Below are 14,318 nucleotides of genomic sequence, written 5' to 3'. Positions count from 1 at the left end.
CCCGCTCCGTCGTGCCCGGGTCAAGCCCGGGCATGACGAACCAGGAAAGACGCCGCACCCAACGACGGTGACTACAGCAGCAGATCGACCGCTTCGTCATATTCCTTCTTGAAGCGTGCGATCAGCTCGGCGGCAGGCACGATCTTCTCGACGCTGCCGACGCCCTGGCCGCTTCCCCAGATCTCCTTCCACGCCTTCGGCTTCGACCGCTCGCCGGAAGCATCGGTGCCGAAGCTCATCTTGGAGGGGTCGGAGGTCGGCAGATTGTCCGGATCCATGCCGGCCGCGACGATCGACGGCTTCAGGTAATTGCCGTGCACGCCGGTGAACAGGTTGGAATAGACGATGTCTTCGGCGGCGGAACCAGTGATCATTGTCTTGTAGCCTTCGACCGCGTTCGCTTCTTTCGTCGCGATGAAGGCCGAGCCGATATAGGCGAAGTCGGCGCCGAGGATGCGCGCGGCGCGGATCGCCTTGCCGTTGCCCATCGCGCCCGACAGCGCGATCGGGCCGTCGAACCACTGCCGCGTCTCCGCAACGAAGGGGAACGGCGACAGCGTGCCGGCATGGCCGCCCGCGCCGGCCGCCACCAGGATCAGGCCGTCGGCGCCTTTCTCGATCGCCTTGTGGGCGAACTTCTGGTTGATCACGTCGTGGAAGACGATGCCGCCCCAGTTGTGCACGGCCTGATTGAGCTCCTCGCGCGCGCCGAGCGAGGAGATGATCATCGGGACCTTGTGCTTCTCGCAAAGCGCAAGGTCATGATCGAGCCGGTTGTTCGACTTGTGCACGATCTGGTTGACCGCGAACGGCGCCGACGGCCGCTCAGGGTGCGCCCTGTCATAGGCCGCGAGCTCTTCCTTGATCCGCGCTAGCCATTCGTCCAGCAGCTCCGGCGGCCGCGCGTTCAGCGCCGGAAACGATCCGACCACGCCGGCCTTGCACTGCGCGATCACGAGATCGGGCACGGAGATAATGAACAGCGGCGCACCGATCACGGGAATCGACAGACGGCCCTTGAACAAGGCAGGCATGGACATCAGGGAAGATCCTTCGGTTAGCTGAACAGCAACTGGGGCTAAAGATGCCAGACATCATACCAGCAAGGCAATCTTTCCAGTGTCAAGTATTGCGTTTTGGCGCTACTGGCAGATTGCCCGCGTGACGAAATTTTCCGTCCGGCAATCGTTGGGGCCGCGCTTATGGCCGGGCACGAACACGATCGGCGAGCATTTTTCGGCGGCGTCGGTGTCCAGGCTCTTGCCCTCCTTGTAGCCCTTGCTCTGGCAGAGCTTGTCGGCGCCGACCTTGCAATCCGGTGCGCCATTGGCCGCCACCAGGCAGGCCACGCGGCCGGTGACGATCAATGACGGCTTTGTGAGAGCAGACAGGCTATCGCCCACATCCCTGGCGCTGGTGTTGAGGTCATCCATGGTCTCGCCCGGGCTCTTCAGCGGCGGCAGGATCGACTTGGACTTTTCGAACAGCTTGCCGATCTCGTTGATGAGGCCCGGATTCTCCTCGCGCACGGGCGGCGGTGCCTGGTTCGGCTGAGGCGGCTGCTGGGGTTGAGACTGGACGCCGAGCGAGACCGGCGGTGCGGCTTGCGGAAAGGCGAATTCGGGCGAGAGTGTCAGCATCGACAGGGCAAGGCCCGCCTTGGCCGTTGACGGTCCGATGCGAACAAGAAGCCCGAGTCGACCAAGCATAGAGAAGCGTAACCCGACGACGCCGCTGCGGTAAAGCGCTTTGCGTCACACCTGCCACCCTCATGCGGAGGAGCGCGCCTCGCGCGCGTCTCGAAGGATGGGCCGCGGGCCCGACCGGGGGCCTCATGGCTCTCAAGGCGATGCGAAGCATCGTCCGGAGACAGCGCTAATGCGCCTCCTCACCATGAGGGGTTAGAGTGCTAGAGTGCGGACCTGGTCGCGCAGGATCAAACCAGCTTGAAGGCGATGTAGAATCCGAGCACCAGCACGATCGCGCCGAGCGTGACGTAGAACCCCAGCCGCTTCTCCAATTCCTTGCGGATGAAGTCGCCATAGCGGTTGAGCAGGACCGCGACGATGAAGAAACGGCCGCCGCGCGCGATGATCGAGCACAGGATGAACAGCCAGATGTTGTAGCCGGCGAAGCCCGAGGTGATGGTGACGAGCTTGTAGGGGATCGGGGTCAGGCCCTTGAGCAGGATGATCACCGCGCCCCATTCGGCATAGGAAGCACGGAAGGTGTCGACCTTGTCGCTGAGGCCGTAGATGGTGATCAGCCAATGGCCGAGCGAGTCATAGAGCAGCGCGCCGATGGCGTAGCCGAGCACGCCGCCGGCCACGGACGCGATCGTGCAGACGGTGGCGAACCACCAGGCGCGCCTCGGCTGCGCCAGCGACATCGGCAGCAGCATGATGTCGGGGGGCACCGGGAAGAACGAGCTCTCAGCGAAAGCGACCGCTGCGAGAATCCAGAGCGCATGGGGTTTGTCGGCGGCGTCGATGCACCAGTCGTAGATCCGTTTCAGCATGGGCGCGATCAACCATCATGGAGCGCATTTGTCCATGCCGGCAAGAGAGGATTGTTGACGGGTCAGCGCCGCTTCCGCAGGGTGCTTTCGAGCGCGACAATTCGCCGCCGCACGACCGGCTCGGCCGGCGGCTTCGAGAGCCTGGCACCTGTCTTCGGCAGTTTTTCGGCGATTCCAAGCAAATGCTCGCGCCGTTCCATTTCTTTCCAGACATCCTCCGGCTTCACCCCGGCGGCTGCCCACAAAACGGTCAGGTTATAGAGAAGGTCGGCGCTCTCGCGGACCACGGCCTCGGTCTTGCCGGTGAGAGCGTCGATCACGACCTCGATCGCTTCCTCGGCGAGCTTCTTGGCCATCTTGGACGGCCCGCGCTGAAACAGCCGGGCGGTACGCGACGTCGCCGGATCGAGATGCCGGGCCGCGAGAACCGCCTGGTAGAGCCGCTCGAGCGAATCACTCATTCTTCAAGCCTAAATCAAACCTCTGGCCAGCGTGTTAACATGCTGACTGGTAGGCGAAAAAAATCCACCGGCCGCGCGGGCCGGTGGTGCCGTCTCGATCAAAATCGTGTTTACCAGCTCGCGAGCGGGTGACCGCGATAATACGGCACGCCCCTGCCATAGCCACCGCCGTAATAATACGGGCCGCCGCCATAGTAGGTCGGACCGCCATAGTAGACCGGGCCACCGCCATAGTAGCCGTACGAGTCATAGTAGGCGCGACGGTTCTGGGCGGCGGCGATCGCGAGCCCGGTGCCGACGATGCCGGCAAAGGCTGCCGCTGCAGCCGCGCCACCACCGCCGCCGCGATAATGTCGCCGGCGGGCGCTGATATCGGTGACGCCGCTGCTGCCGGTCTGCGCCGTGACTTCCTTGGCCTTCGGGGCCGAGCCCGCATAGGCCATCGACGGCTCGACCGCCGTCAGCGCGACCGCCGCGACGGTAGCCAGCGCGGCGGCGCGACCGATCGATGAAAACACACCTTTTCGCGCAAACATCTGAGTAGTCCTCCGTGGAAGCTCGGCCCGTCGGGCCGCTGATAGCCAACCACGGGCATGATCCTAAGTTCCCCAAACCGAATGCAGGCTGAACGATCCCTGGCGAAATCGTGGCAGTCATCAAGCATTCAGGTTACAAGCGGCAGAATGGCACCGCTGGGCGGGCGAAAACGCGCGTTCGGTGTCAAGAAACAGACCTAGCCCGCGCGACAGATTGTCTCGCGCCTTTCGACATGATCATGCGCGCAATCAGGACTCCGAGCCGCCGAACTTTCCTGGGTCTTGCGATCGGCCTCGGCAGCAGCCTGTGGTCTCGCGCAAGCCGCGCACAGAACGCGAGCGATGCCAAGCAGCCGATCGCGATCCAGCTCACGCTCGATCACCCGATCGACGCGGCGGTGTCGTCCTTCGTGATGGCAGGCGTCGGCGGATCGTTCAGTGCGGAGGGGCTCGCCGTCACCACCAACATCGCCGGCGGATCACAGGATGCGATCGCGCGCGTCAGTTCGGGCTTGAGCGATTTCGCGCTGGTCGACATCAACATGCTGATCCGCGCGCGCGACCGGCATGGCGCGCCACCGGTCAAGGCGATCTTCGTGCTGTTCAACCACGCGCCCTACGCCATCATCGCACGCAGGAGCCGCGGCATCCGCGCACTCGCCGACATCGAGGGCAAGAATCTCGGCGTTGCCGAGGGCGATCTCTCGATCCGGCTGTGGCCTGCGGTCGCCAGGCACAACGGCATCAAGCCGGCAAGCGTGAAGCAGAGCAGCATCAGCGCCGCGGTGCGCGAGCCGATGCTGTCGGCGGGACAGGTCGACGCGGTCACCGGCTTCTCCTACCTGTCGCCGATCAACCTGCGCGACCGCGGCGTGCCGGCGGACGATCTCGCGGTGCTGCGCTTCGCCGAATACGGCTGCGAGGCCTATGGCGCCGCGCTGATCGTCAACCCGAAATTGGCAACCGCCAATGCCGAGGTCGTGAAGGGCTTTGTGCGTGCGGTGATCACGGGAACGCATCTCGCAATCAAGGAGCCTGCGCGAGCGGTGACCGAGGTGGTAAGCCGCATGGATGCCGGCTCGCGCGAATTGGAATCCGAGCGGCTGCGCGCCATCATCGGCGACAACATCCTCACCGCGGAAGTGAAGCAGCACGGCATCGGCGGCATCGATGCGAAGAGGTTCGAGCGGTCGATCGATCAGATCGCGGAGGATTTCAAATTCCAGAAGCGGCCGACCGCATCAGACGTCTTCGACGACGCATTCCTGCCGCCAGCCGACGCGCGTGTGGTGAATTGAGTAAATTTTTCCACGCTCGCTGACCTCATCCTGAGGAGCGCGCATGCGCGCGTCTCGAAGGATGGGCCGCAGGCACCAGCGGGTGCCTCATCCTTCGAGACGCTTGCTGCGCAAGCTCCTCAGGATGAGGGGCAAGAGCATGGCCCACGGGACCGTAGTCACACAACGTGGATAATATCTTTCGCTAACCATCGCGCTCTGGTTCTCAGCTGCGATCCCGGATTAGAATAGGGCATGTCACTGCTTCGTCTTTACGTTCGCGTTCTCGAATTGCTTGGCAAGGAGGCGCGGCTCGGCTGGATCCTGGCCGGCGCCAATCTCCTGCTCGCCGTCGCGCAATTCGCCGAGCCGGTGCTGTTCGGCAAGATCGTCGACGTGCTCTCGGGCAAGCCGGTCACCGGCCTGATCGCCTCCGCCTCGCCATGGCCGCTGCTCGCGGCCTGGGTTGCGTTCGGCCTGTTCACGATCGGGTGTAATGCCATCGTGGCGCTGCATGCCGACCGGCTCGCGCATCGCCAGCGGCAGGCGGTTTTGACCGATTATTTCGAGCACATCCTGCAACTGCCGCTGACCTTCCACACCGGAACCCATTCGGGACGGCTGATGAAGGTGATGCTGAACGGCACGGACGCGCTGTGGCGGCTCTGGCTCAGCTTCTTCCGCGAGCATTTCGCCGCGATCCTGTCGCTGGTCGTGCTGTTGCCGTTGTCGCTCTACATCAACTGGCGGCTTGCGATCCTCCTGTTCGCGCTCTGCGTCGTCTTCACCGTGCTGACCACGCTGGTGGTGCGCAAGACGTATGGCATGCAGAGCGAGGTCGAGGAGCATTACAGCGACCTTTCCGCGCGCGCCTCCGACGCGCTCGGCAATGTCGCGCTGGTGCAGAGCTTCGTCCGCATCGATTCGGAAGTGCAGGGCCTGCGCTTCGTCGCCGACAAGCTGCTCGCCGCGCAGATGCCGGTATTGTCATGGTGGGCGCTGGTGACCGTGATCACCCGCGCCTCCACCACCATCACCGTGCTTGCGATCTTCACGGTCGGCATCGTGCTGAACCAGCAGGGGCTGACCTCGGTCGGCGAGATCGTGATGTTCGTCTCCTTTGCGACCATGCTGATCCAGAAGCTCGAGCAGGTGGTGAGCTTCATCAACAACGTGTTCATGGAAGCGCCGCGCCTGAAGGAATTCTTCGACGTGCTGGATGCGGTGCCGGCGGTGCGCGACCGTCCCGGCGCGATCGACAGCGGCCGGCTGTCGGGGCTCGTCGAATTCAACGACGTCTCTTTTTCCTATGACGGCAAGCGGCCGGCGGTGGAGGATTTGACCTTCACCGCGCTGCCCGGCCAGACCATTGCGCTGGTCGGCCCGACCGGCGCCGGCAAGTCCACCGCGATCGCGCTGCTGCACCGCGCGTTCGATCCGCAGTCGGGCATCATCAAGATCGACGGCATGGATATCCGCGCGCTGAAGCTGACCGCGTTGCGACGGAACATCGGCGTCGTGTTCCAGGAGGCGCTGCTGTTCAACCGATCGCTCGCAGAGAACCTGCGCGTCGGCAAACCCGACGCGACGGATCAGGAACTGCGCGTCGCGGCGGAGCGGGCGCAGGCGCTGGAATTCATCGAGCGCAGCGACAAGGGATTCGACACCCATGCCGGCGAGCGCGGCCGCATGCTGTCGGGCGGCGAGCGGCAGCGCCTCTCGATCGCCCGCGCGCTGCTCAAGGACCCGCCGATCCTGATCCTGGACGAGGCCACCAGCGCGCTGGACGCCGTCACCGAGGCCAAGGTGAATGCCGCTCTCGATGAAGTGATGAAGGGCCGCACCACCTTCGTGATCGCGCATCGCCTCTCCACCATCCGCCACGCCACCCGCATCCTGATGTTCGACAATGGCCGGGTGATCGAAAGCGGAACTTTCGATGAGCTGGTCGCGAAAGGCGGCCGTTTTGCCGATTTGGCGCGGGCCCAGTTCATGGTTCAGGAGAACGCGCGGGCCAGCCTGCAGGCAGAATAGGCTGCGGTCCGTCGGCCACGGAATTGTCGAAATTCAGCCGATTTCGTCCACGATTAAATCGGCCGGCCTCTGTTCTCCAAAGGAGACCCGGTATAGGGTTTGCACCACCGCAAGATGCGCCCGCGCCGGACACGCTTGAAACCCGAACGTCACATCTGAAAGCCCACCTTGCCGTTTGTTCAAGGCGGCTCTTCAATCAGGACCGGACCAGGATAGTGCACCTTCTTCGCCCGCTGCTTCGCCCATCGCTTCTCCTCTTCGTCGCCGCGGCGGCCCTCGCTCTCGCGCCACGCGCGAGCAATGCGGAGGCGCTGCTGGTCGTGGAAGCCGATACGGGGAAGGTGCTGCAGGCCGACAACGCGACCATGCCCTGGTATCCGGCATCGGTCACCAAGCTGATGACGGCCTACGTGACGCTGAAGTCGGTGAAGGAAGGCCGCATCTCGCTCGACACGCTGCTCACGGTCTCGCCGACGGCGGCCTCGCAGTCACCGTCGAAGATGGGTTTCCGTCCGGGCACGCAGGTCACCGTCGACAATGCGCTGAAGATGATGCTGGTGAAGTCAGCCAACGACATGGCGGTCGTGCTCGCCGAAGGCGTCGGCGGATCGATCGACGGCTTTTCCGCGATGATGAACGGCACCGCGCAAAAGCTCGGCATGACCCAGACGAGCTACGTCAATCCGAACGGGCTGCCGGCGGACGGCCAGATCACCTCGGCGCGCGACCTTGCGATCCTCGCCCGCGCCATCATCCGCGATCTCCCCGAATACGAATATTTCGTACACATCCCCTCGATCCGCTTCGGCCGCCGGATCACGCAGAATTTCAACCGCCTGATCGGCCGCTATCCCGGCGCCGACGGCTTCAAGACCGGCTTCATCTGCGCCTCCGGCTACAACCTCGTCGCGTCGGCGACGCGCGACGGCAAGCGGCTGATCGCGGTGGTGCTCGGCGCCTCGTCGGGCCGCATGCGCGCGGTGCGCGCCGCGCAACTGCTCGACCGCGGCTTTGCCGGTAATGGCCTGTCGTGGCTGAGGCCCTCGCTCGGCACGGTGGAGAACCTGGCGCCGATCGACGCCTCGCCGCCGAACCTGCGCGACGAGATGTGCGGCCCCAAGCGCAAGCGGCCCGCCACTGACGAAGACGAGGACACGGTCGCGAGCACCAGCAGCAGCGGCGAGACCGGCGCGACCTTCTTCGCCGCCGCCCTGCCGCCGCCGGTCTTCAAGCCGGCCGACTTGCTGGCACAGCCTGCGGAGCCCTCCGAGCCGGTCGTGGTCTATACCGGCCCGACCCGGACGGGCGCGGCGCTGATCGCCGCCGTCGCAGCGGACGCCGAAAAGGACGCGCCAAAGCCGCGCAAGAACAAGAAGAAGACGCACGTCGCGGGCAAGAAGCCAGACGCCTCCGTCGACAGCAAATCGGATGGCAAGTCCGACGCCAAGGCGGACGCAAAGCAGGCGAAGGCGGATACCAAGCAGGCCGCCAAGCCGGACGCGAAAGCGGCGGCGAAGCCTGCCGCCGCCCGGCACGCGAGTGCCAAGTCGGACGGCGCTGCCGCAAAGCCTTCGGAGAAGCCCGTTGCCGCCGCGGGCGACAACAAGCCCGTCGCCAAACCGGCCAAGCCCAAGGCTGTCGCGAAGCCGAAGAACGACAGCAAGCCAGCCAGTTAACTGCGCCGCAACATCCCGATCTGCTGATGCGTCGAAGGAGCGCGGCCGGCTTGCCATCGGCGGCCGGCTAGCCCAATACTGCCCAAAAGAAGGCAGTCCGGGCCGCGGACCGGAGACGAGGAGAGGGGGTTTTTATGGAGCGCATCTGGCTCAAGCACTATCCGGCCGGCGTGCCCGCCGACATCGACGTCACGCAATACTCATCGCTGGTTGAGCTGCTCGAGGAGAGCTTTGCGAAGTTCGCCGACCGCAAGGCCTTCATCTGCATGGACAAGGCGATCACCTATCGCGAGCTCGACGAGATGTCGACTGCGCTCGGCGCCTATCTACAGAGCCTGGGCCTTGCAAAGGGCGCGCGCGTCGCACTGATGATGCCGAACGTGCTGCAGTATCCGATCTCGACCGCCGCCGTACTGCGTGCCGGATACGCCGTCGTCAACGTCAACCCGCTCTACACCCCGCGCGAGCTCGAGCACCAGCTCAAGGATTCCGGCGCGGAAGCCATCATCGTTCTGGAGAATTTCGCCGCCACCGTGCAACAGGTGCTGGGCAAGACGTCGATCAAGCATGTCATCGTCGGTAGCATGGGCGACCTGCTCGGCTTCAAGGGCGTGATCGTCAATCTGGTGGTGCGCCGGGTGAAGAAGATGGTGCCGCCGTTCTCGATCCCGCGCGCCATTCCGTTCAACACCGCTGTCGCCGCAGGCCGCGGTCTGAAGCTCAACCGGCCCAGGATCACGCCCGATGATGTCGCCTTCCTGCAATATACCGGCGGCACCACTGGCGTCTCCAAGGGAGCCACCCTGCTCCAGCGCAACATCGTCGCCAATGTGCTGCAGAACGACGCCTGGCTGCAGCCGGCGCTGAAGAAGCCGCCGCATGTCGACCAGCTCTTCATCGTCTGCGCGCTGCCGCTCTACCACATCTTCGCGCTGACCGCCTGCTACCTGCTGGCGGTGCGCGCCGGCGGCGTCAACCTCCTGATCCCGAATCCGCGCGACCTGCCCGGCTTCGTCAAGGAGCTCGCGAAATACCAGATCAACAGCTTCCCCGCCGTCAACACGCTCTACAATGGCCTGTTGAACACGCCTGGCTTCGACAAGCTCGATTTCTCGAAGCTGAAGACCTCGTTCGGCGGCGGCATGGCGACGCAAAAGCCGGTGGCCGAGAGATGGCTGGCGGTGACCGGCTGCGCGCTGTCGGAAGGCTACGGGCTATCAGAGACCTCGCCCACGCTGACCTGCAACCCCGCCGACACCGACAAGTTCTCTGGCTCGATCGGCCTGCCCGTGCCTTCGACTTATCTCTCGATCCGCGACGATGACGGCAATGAACTGCCGCTCGGACAGGCCGGCGAGATCTGCGCCAAGGGCCCGCAGGTGATGGCGGGCTACTGGAACCGGCCGGACGAGACCGCGCAGGTGATGACATCGGACGGCTATTTCCGCACCGGAGACATCGGCGTGATGGACGAGAACGGCTACACCAAGATCGTCGACCGCAAGAAGGACATGATCCTGGTCTCCGGCTTCAACGTCTATCCGAACGAGATCGAGGAAGTGATCGCGAGCCATCCGGGCGTGCTCGAATGCGCGGTGATCGGCGTCGCCGACGCCAAGACCAGCGAGGCGGTCAAGGCCTTCATCGTCCGCAAGGACCCGAGCCTGACCGCCGAGGAGGTCATCAAATTCTGCGGCACCCAGCTCACCAACTACAAGGTGCCGAAGCAGGTCGAGTTCAGGACCGAGCTGCCGAAGACCAATGTCGGAAAGATCCTGCGCCGCGAACTGCGCGACGAGAACAAGCCGGCGGCTGCGGCTTAAGCCGCGCGCGAGCGGACGTTGGGACCATGCCTGACGGTCGCGACATCACGCCGGCCGAAATCTTGTCATTCTGGCGCGCGGCCGGCCGCGACCGCTGGTACGCGCGCGACGACGCGTTCGATGCGGAAATACGCGACCGCTATTTCGAGCTGTGGCAGAGTGCGGCGGGCGGCGAATTATCGTCTTGGGAAACAAGCGATGACGGCGCGCTGGCGCTCGTCATCGTGCTCGACCAGTTTCCCCGCAACATGTTCCGCGGCGACGCCCAGACCTATTCTAGCGACGCGCTGGCGCGCGAGGTGGCGCGCCGCGCCATCGACCGCGGCGCGGATTTGCGGATCGATCCCAACCTGCTCGAATTCCTCTATCTGCCCTTCATGCATTCGGAGCATCTGCCCGACCAGCTTCGTTGCATCGAGCTGTTCCGCCATGTCGGCAACACGGAGCAGCTGAAATACGCCGAGCACCACGCCGATATCATCCGGCGGTTCGGGCGCTTCCCACACCGCAACCGCATCCTCGGACGCGCGACCACGCCCGATGAGCAGGCTTTTCTCGACGAAGGCGGATTCTTGGGATGATGACGGAACGGTGAAGGCGCGCGGCCGTTGCGGTTTTGAGGCTCGCGATATTGTGCCCGCAGGCTGCACGGTCTACAAAACTCCAGCTCATTCAGGGAGAATGGACGATGACGATCCAAGTTGGCGACAAGCTGCCCGATGCCAAGTTTCGCGTGATGGCCGAGGAAGGTCCGCAGGTGCGGACCACCGATGATGTCTTCAAGGGCAAGAAGGTGGCGCTGTTCGCCGTGCCCGGCGCCTACACCGGCACTTGCCACAAGATGCACCTGCCAAGCATCTTCCTCAATGCCTACGCCATCAAGGACAAGGGCGTCGACACCGTCGCGATCGTCTCGGTCAACGATGCCTTCGTCATGAACGCCTGGAAGCGCGATACCGATCAGCGCAACGAGGCGCTGTTCCTCGCCGACGGCAATGCCGATTTCACCAAGGCGATCGGCATGGAGCTCGACGCTTCGGGTAATGGTCTCGGCATCCGCTCCAAGCGCTATTCGATGCTGATCGAGGATGGCGTGGTGAAGAAGCTCAACCTCGAGCCCGCGCCGGGCAAGGTCGAGGTCTCCGGCGGCGATACGCTGCTGGCGCAGCTGTGAGCTGATAGCGTCATTGAGAGGAGCCAACGGGTCCCGCCTCTGGCGGGCCCGATGACAGGCTCCGCGAAGAAGCAATCCATGCCGCCGCAATCGGCGAAATGGATTGCGTCGCTCCGCTCGCAATGATGGACTCCCGTAGGATGGGTAGAGCGCAGCGAAACCCATCGGCTTGGTCGCAGCCTTCGCGGATGATGGGTTTCGCTTCGCTCTACCCATCCTACGAGGCGCCCTACAAAACCCTACGAGCCGCCCACTTTCTCCTTCAGCCGCGCCATGGCGATGCCGTCGCGGGCGAGTTGGTCGGCGCGCTCGTTCTCGGCGTGGCCGGCATGACCCTTGATCCAGTGCCAGCGCACGTCGTGCGGCTTCAGCGCGGCATCGAGCCGCTGCCATAGCTCGACATTCTTCACCGGCTTCTTGTCGGCCGTACGCCAGCCGTTCCGCTTCCAGCCAAAGATCCAGCCGGTGATGCCCTGGCGGACATATTGGCTGTCGGTGGTGAGATCGACCACGCAGGGCTTCTTCAGCGCCTCCAGCGCTGAGATCGCCGCCATCAATTCCATGCGGTTGTTGGTGGTGTGGGTCTCGCCGCCCTTCAATTCCTTCTCGACGTCGCCGAATCTCAGGATAGCGCCCCAGCCGCCCGGGCCGGGATTGCCGGAGCAGGCGCCGTCGGTGAAGATCGTGACATGCGGCTTTTCGCTCACGCCACGCACCCTGCCTGCGTCACGCCGTAGTCGCTGAGCGTCTTCACGCTCTGCTGGAAGCGCAGCTTCCGCACATATTCCAGCGGGTCTTTGGGCTTCACCAGCGCACCTGGCGGCACGTTGAGGAAATCGACCAACCGCGTCAGCAGGAAGCGCAACGCGGCGCCGCGCGCAAGCAGCGGCAGCGCCGCCTGCTCTCCTTGCGACAACGGCCGCGCCCGGCCGTACGCATTGAGCAGCGCGCGCGCCTTCGTCGCGTTGAAGGAATGGTCCGGTTCGAAGCACCAGGCGTTGAGGCAGATCGCCACATCATAAGCCAGGATATCGTTGCAGGAGAACGGGAAGTCGATCAGGCCGGACAGCCTGTCGCCGAGGAAGAACACGTTGTCCGGAAACAGATCAGCGTGGATGACGCCGACCGGCAGATCGGTCGGCCAATTCGCCTCAAGATATTCAAGCTCGCGTTCGACGAATTCGCGCAGCCCCACCTGCACGCTGTCGGCGCGGGAGCTCGCGAGATCGAACAGCGGCCGCCAGCCGGCAACCGAGAGCGGATTCTTCCGGAACATCGGAAAATCTATCCCGGCAAGATGCATCTTCGCCAGCGCCTCGCCGACGGCGCCGCAATGTCCGACATTCGGCCGCCGCGGCCACATGCCCTCAAGGAAGTTGATGATCGCGGCCGGCCGTCCCGCGAGCCGGCTATAGACCTCGCCGTTCCGATTTCGCGCCGGCTGCGGGCAGCTCACGCCGCGCTCGGCGAGATGCGCCATCAGCGACAGGAAATAGGGAAGGTCATCTTCCGCGACGCGCTTCTCGTAGAGCGTCAGGATGAACGCGGCGCGGCTGGTGTGCAGCAGGAAGTTGGAATTTTCGACGCCCTCGGCGATCCCCTTGTAGGAGAGGAGATCGCCAATGTCGTAACCTTTGAGGAATTCCGCTAGCTCTTCGGCGGCGACGTCGGTGTAGACCGCCATAAGAGACTACTCGGCGGCGGCTTCGGGACGCAGCGAGCGCGGCAGCGGGAAGAACTCGTTCTCTTCTGCGGCCGAAACCGTCTCCACATGAAGCGTATAGCGCTCGGCGAACGCGTCCATAATCTCCTCGACGATTACTTCCGGCGCGGAGGCGCCGGCGGTGATGCCGAGGCTCTTGATGCCCTCAAAGCGCGCCCAGTCGATGTCGCTGGCGCGCTGCGCCAGCACCGCGATCGGGCAGCCCTCACGCTCGGCGACCTCGCGCAGGCGCTGCGAGTTGGATGAATTCGGTGCGCCGACCACGATCAGCGCATCGACCACTGGCGCCACCTTCTTCACCGCGAGCTGGCGGTTGGTGGTGGCGTAGCAGATGTCTTCCTTGTGCGGCCCGTTGACGTTGGGAAAACGCGCCTTGAGCAAGGTGACGATCTCGGCGGTATCGTCGATCGACAGCGTGGTCTGGGTCACGAAGGCGAGGTTGTTGGGGTCCTTCGGGGTGAAGGTCTTGGCGTCCTCGGCGGTCTCGATCAGGGTCACGGCGCCCGGCGGCAACTGGCCGAGCGTGCCGACCACCTCCGGATGGTGGGAATGCCCGATCAGGAGGATCTCCCGGCCGCGCTTGAAATGGATCGCGGCTTCCCGGTGCACCTTGGTGACCAGCGGACAGGTCGCATCCAGCGAGAACAGATGGCGCGCCTGCGCATCCGCCGGAACCGATTTCGGGACCCCGTGGGCCGAAAATACCACCGGCGCGGTGGTATTTTTAGGAATTTCGGCGAGTTCCTCGACGAAAATCGCGCCCTTCTTCTTCAGGCCGTCAACGACATATTTGTTGTGGACGATCTCGTGCCGGACATAAACCGGCGCGCCGTAAATGGTCAGTGCCCGTTCCACGGTGTCGATGGCCCGGACCACCCCGGCACAAAAGCCGCGTGGCGAACAAAGCACGATTCTCAGGTCTGGTTTGGCTGGCATGGAGCGATCTCGCGACCGAATCACCCCTCGCCGGCGGGCAGGGAACGGTCAGTTGGCTAGGACTTTGGTTCGACTTGGGCTCGGTTTTGGACGGTGTCAAGGCACTCTAGCAGAACCATTGCGCCACCGGTACCCGAAGGATTATATAGCGCTTAATTCC

General features: G+C 64.2%; 14 protein-coding genes. 6 read left to right on the top strand and 8 right to left on the bottom strand.

From position 1 onward, the window contains the following. Window positions 1–71: 71 nt before the first annotated feature. The 5 genes from J6497_RS01100 to J6497_RS01080 form a co-directional block, all read right to left on the bottom strand. Window positions 72–1,040: an NAD(P)H-dependent flavin oxidoreductase gene (locus J6497_RS01100; RefSeq protein ID WP_225702377.1), complete on the bottom strand. Its 969-nt coding sequence runs from the start codon at window positions 1,038–1,040 to the stop codon at window positions 72–74. A 102-nt stretch (window positions 1,041–1,142) separates the two neighbouring features. After that, complete coding sequence (locus J6497_RS01095) at window positions 1,143–1,709, bottom strand: hypothetical protein (protein WP_376708142.1); 567 nt, start codon at window positions 1,707–1,709, stop codon at window positions 1,143–1,145. A gap of 227 nt (window positions 1,710–1,936) precedes the next feature. Continuing rightward, on the bottom strand, window positions 1,937–2,518 hold the full coding sequence (locus J6497_RS01090) for a YqaA family protein (RefSeq protein WP_225702376.1): 582 nt from the start codon (window positions 2,516–2,518) through the stop codon (window positions 1,937–1,939). 62 nt (window positions 2,519–2,580) lie between these two features. Beyond that, on the bottom strand, window positions 2,581–2,979 hold the full coding sequence (gene hisE / locus J6497_RS01085; RefSeq protein WP_225702375.1) for a phosphoribosyl-ATP diphosphatase: 399 nt from the start codon (window positions 2,977–2,979) through the stop codon (window positions 2,581–2,583). Between the two features lie 110 nt (window positions 2,980–3,089). Beyond that, the gene (locus J6497_RS01080; RefSeq protein ID WP_225702374.1) at window positions 3,090–3,515 is read right to left on the bottom strand and encodes a hypothetical protein; all 426 of its coding nucleotides are present in this window, start codon (window positions 3,513–3,515) and stop codon (window positions 3,090–3,092) included. 239 nt (window positions 3,516–3,754) lie between these two features. On the opposite strand from J6497_RS01080, the gene J6497_RS01075 reads away from it, so the two are divergent. The 6 genes from J6497_RS01075 to J6497_RS01050 all read left to right on the top strand — a co-directional run bounded on the left by J6497_RS01075 (window position 3,755) and on the right by J6497_RS01050 (window position 11,499). After that, window positions 3,755–4,813 carry an ABC transporter substrate-binding protein gene (locus J6497_RS01075; RefSeq protein ID WP_225702373.1) on the top strand — a complete coding sequence of 353 codons (1,059 nt, stop codon included), beginning with the start codon at window positions 3,755–3,757 and terminating at the stop codon, window positions 4,811–4,813. Window positions 4,814–5,047: 234 nt separating this feature from the next. Then, window positions 5,048–6,826, top strand: coding sequence for a glucan ABC transporter ATP-binding protein/ permease (locus J6497_RS01070; RefSeq protein WP_225702372.1), 1,779 nt, complete (start codon window positions 5,048–5,050; stop codon window positions 6,824–6,826). A gap of 215 nt (window positions 6,827–7,041) precedes the next feature. Further along, complete coding sequence (locus J6497_RS01065) at window positions 7,042–8,502, top strand: D-alanyl-D-alanine carboxypeptidase family protein (RefSeq protein ID WP_225702371.1); 1,461 nt, start codon at window positions 7,042–7,044, stop codon at window positions 8,500–8,502. Between the two features lie 134 nt (window positions 8,503–8,636). Continuing rightward, the gene (locus J6497_RS01060) at window positions 8,637–10,325 is read left to right on the top strand and encodes a long-chain fatty acid--CoA ligase (RefSeq protein ID WP_225702370.1); all 1,689 of its coding nucleotides are present in this window, start codon (window positions 8,637–8,639) and stop codon (window positions 10,323–10,325) included. Window positions 10,326–10,351: 26 nt separating this feature from the next. Next, entirely contained in the window at window positions 10,352–10,906 is a 555-nt protein-coding gene (locus tag J6497_RS01055; protein WP_225702369.1) for a DUF924 family protein, read from the top strand. Between the two features lie 107 nt (window positions 10,907–11,013). Further along, window positions 11,014–11,499 (top strand): peroxiredoxin, encoded by a 486-nt coding sequence (locus J6497_RS01050; protein ID WP_225702368.1) that lies wholly within the window; start codon window positions 11,014–11,016, stop codon window positions 11,497–11,499. A gap of 239 nt (window positions 11,500–11,738) precedes the next feature. On the opposite strand, the gene rnhA is transcribed toward J6497_RS01050, so the two are convergent. The 3 genes from rnhA to ispH are packed head-to-tail and all read right to left on the bottom strand — an operon-like array spanning window position 11,739 to window position 14,158. Next, a complete protein-coding gene (gene rnhA, locus J6497_RS01045) occupies window positions 11,739–12,206 on the bottom strand; it encodes a ribonuclease HI (protein WP_225702367.1) in 468 nt (155 codons plus the stop codon). Then, the gene (locus tag J6497_RS01040; RefSeq protein WP_225702366.1) at window positions 12,203–13,183 is read right to left on the bottom strand and encodes a homoserine kinase; all 981 of its coding nucleotides are present in this window, start codon (window positions 13,181–13,183) and stop codon (window positions 12,203–12,205) included. The genes rnhA and J6497_RS01040 overlap by 4 nt, the downstream gene beginning before the upstream one ends. Before the next feature lie 6 nt (window positions 13,184–13,189). Further along, window positions 13,190–14,158 carry a 4-hydroxy-3-methylbut-2-enyl diphosphate reductase gene (gene ispH / locus J6497_RS01035; RefSeq protein ID WP_225702365.1) on the bottom strand — a complete coding sequence of 323 codons (969 nt, stop codon included), beginning with the start codon at window positions 14,156–14,158 and terminating at the stop codon, window positions 13,190–13,192. Window positions 14,159–14,318 lie beyond the last annotated feature (160 nt).

This window comes from Bradyrhizobium cenepequi (genome assembly GCF_020329485.1).
GTDB lineage: Bacteria > Pseudomonadota > Alphaproteobacteria > Rhizobiales > Xanthobacteraceae > Bradyrhizobium > Bradyrhizobium cenepequi.
The sequence above is the reverse complement of the archived record's forward strand: the minus strand, read 5'-3'. Positions and strand labels throughout refer to the sequence as shown.

Excerpts from the sequence above, each read along its gene's own strand:
- J6497_RS01100 (WP_225702377.1), bottom strand. The coding sequence starts at position 1,040 with ATGTCCATGCCTGCCTTGTTCAAGGGCCGTCTGTCGATTCCCGTGATC.
- J6497_RS01095 (WP_376708142.1), bottom strand. The coding sequence starts at position 1,709 with ATGCTTGGTCGACTCGGGCTTCTTGTTCGCATCGGACCGTCAACGGCC.
- J6497_RS01090 (WP_225702376.1), bottom strand. The coding sequence starts at position 2,518 with ATGCTGAAACGGATCTACGACTGGTGCATCGACGCCGCCGACAAACCC.
- hisE (WP_225702375.1), bottom strand. The coding sequence starts at position 2,979 with ATGAGTGATTCGCTCGAGCGGCTCTACCAGGCGGTTCTCGCGGCCCGG.
- J6497_RS01080 (WP_225702374.1), bottom strand. The coding sequence starts at position 3,515 with ATGTTTGCGCGAAAAGGTGTGTTTTCATCGATCGGTCGCGCCGCCGCG.
- J6497_RS01075 (WP_225702373.1), top strand. The coding sequence starts at position 3,755 with ATGCGCGCAATCAGGACTCCGAGCCGCCGAACTTTCCTGGGTCTTGCG.
- J6497_RS01070 (WP_225702372.1), top strand. The coding sequence starts at position 5,048 with ATGTCACTGCTTCGTCTTTACGTTCGCGTTCTCGAATTGCTTGGCAAG.
- J6497_RS01060 (WP_225702370.1), top strand. The coding sequence starts at position 8,637 with ATGGAGCGCATCTGGCTCAAGCACTATCCGGCCGGCGTGCCCGCCGAC.
- J6497_RS01055 (WP_225702369.1), top strand. The coding sequence starts at position 10,352 with ATGCCTGACGGTCGCGACATCACGCCGGCCGAAATCTTGTCATTCTGG.
- J6497_RS01050 (WP_225702368.1), top strand. The coding sequence starts at position 11,014 with ATGACGATCCAAGTTGGCGACAAGCTGCCCGATGCCAAGTTTCGCGTG.
- J6497_RS01040 (WP_225702366.1), bottom strand. The coding sequence starts at position 13,183 with ATGGCGGTCTACACCGACGTCGCCGCCGAAGAGCTAGCGGAATTCCTC.
- ispH (WP_225702365.1), bottom strand. The coding sequence starts at position 14,158 with ATGCCAGCCAAACCAGACCTGAGAATCGTGCTTTGTTCGCCACGCGGC.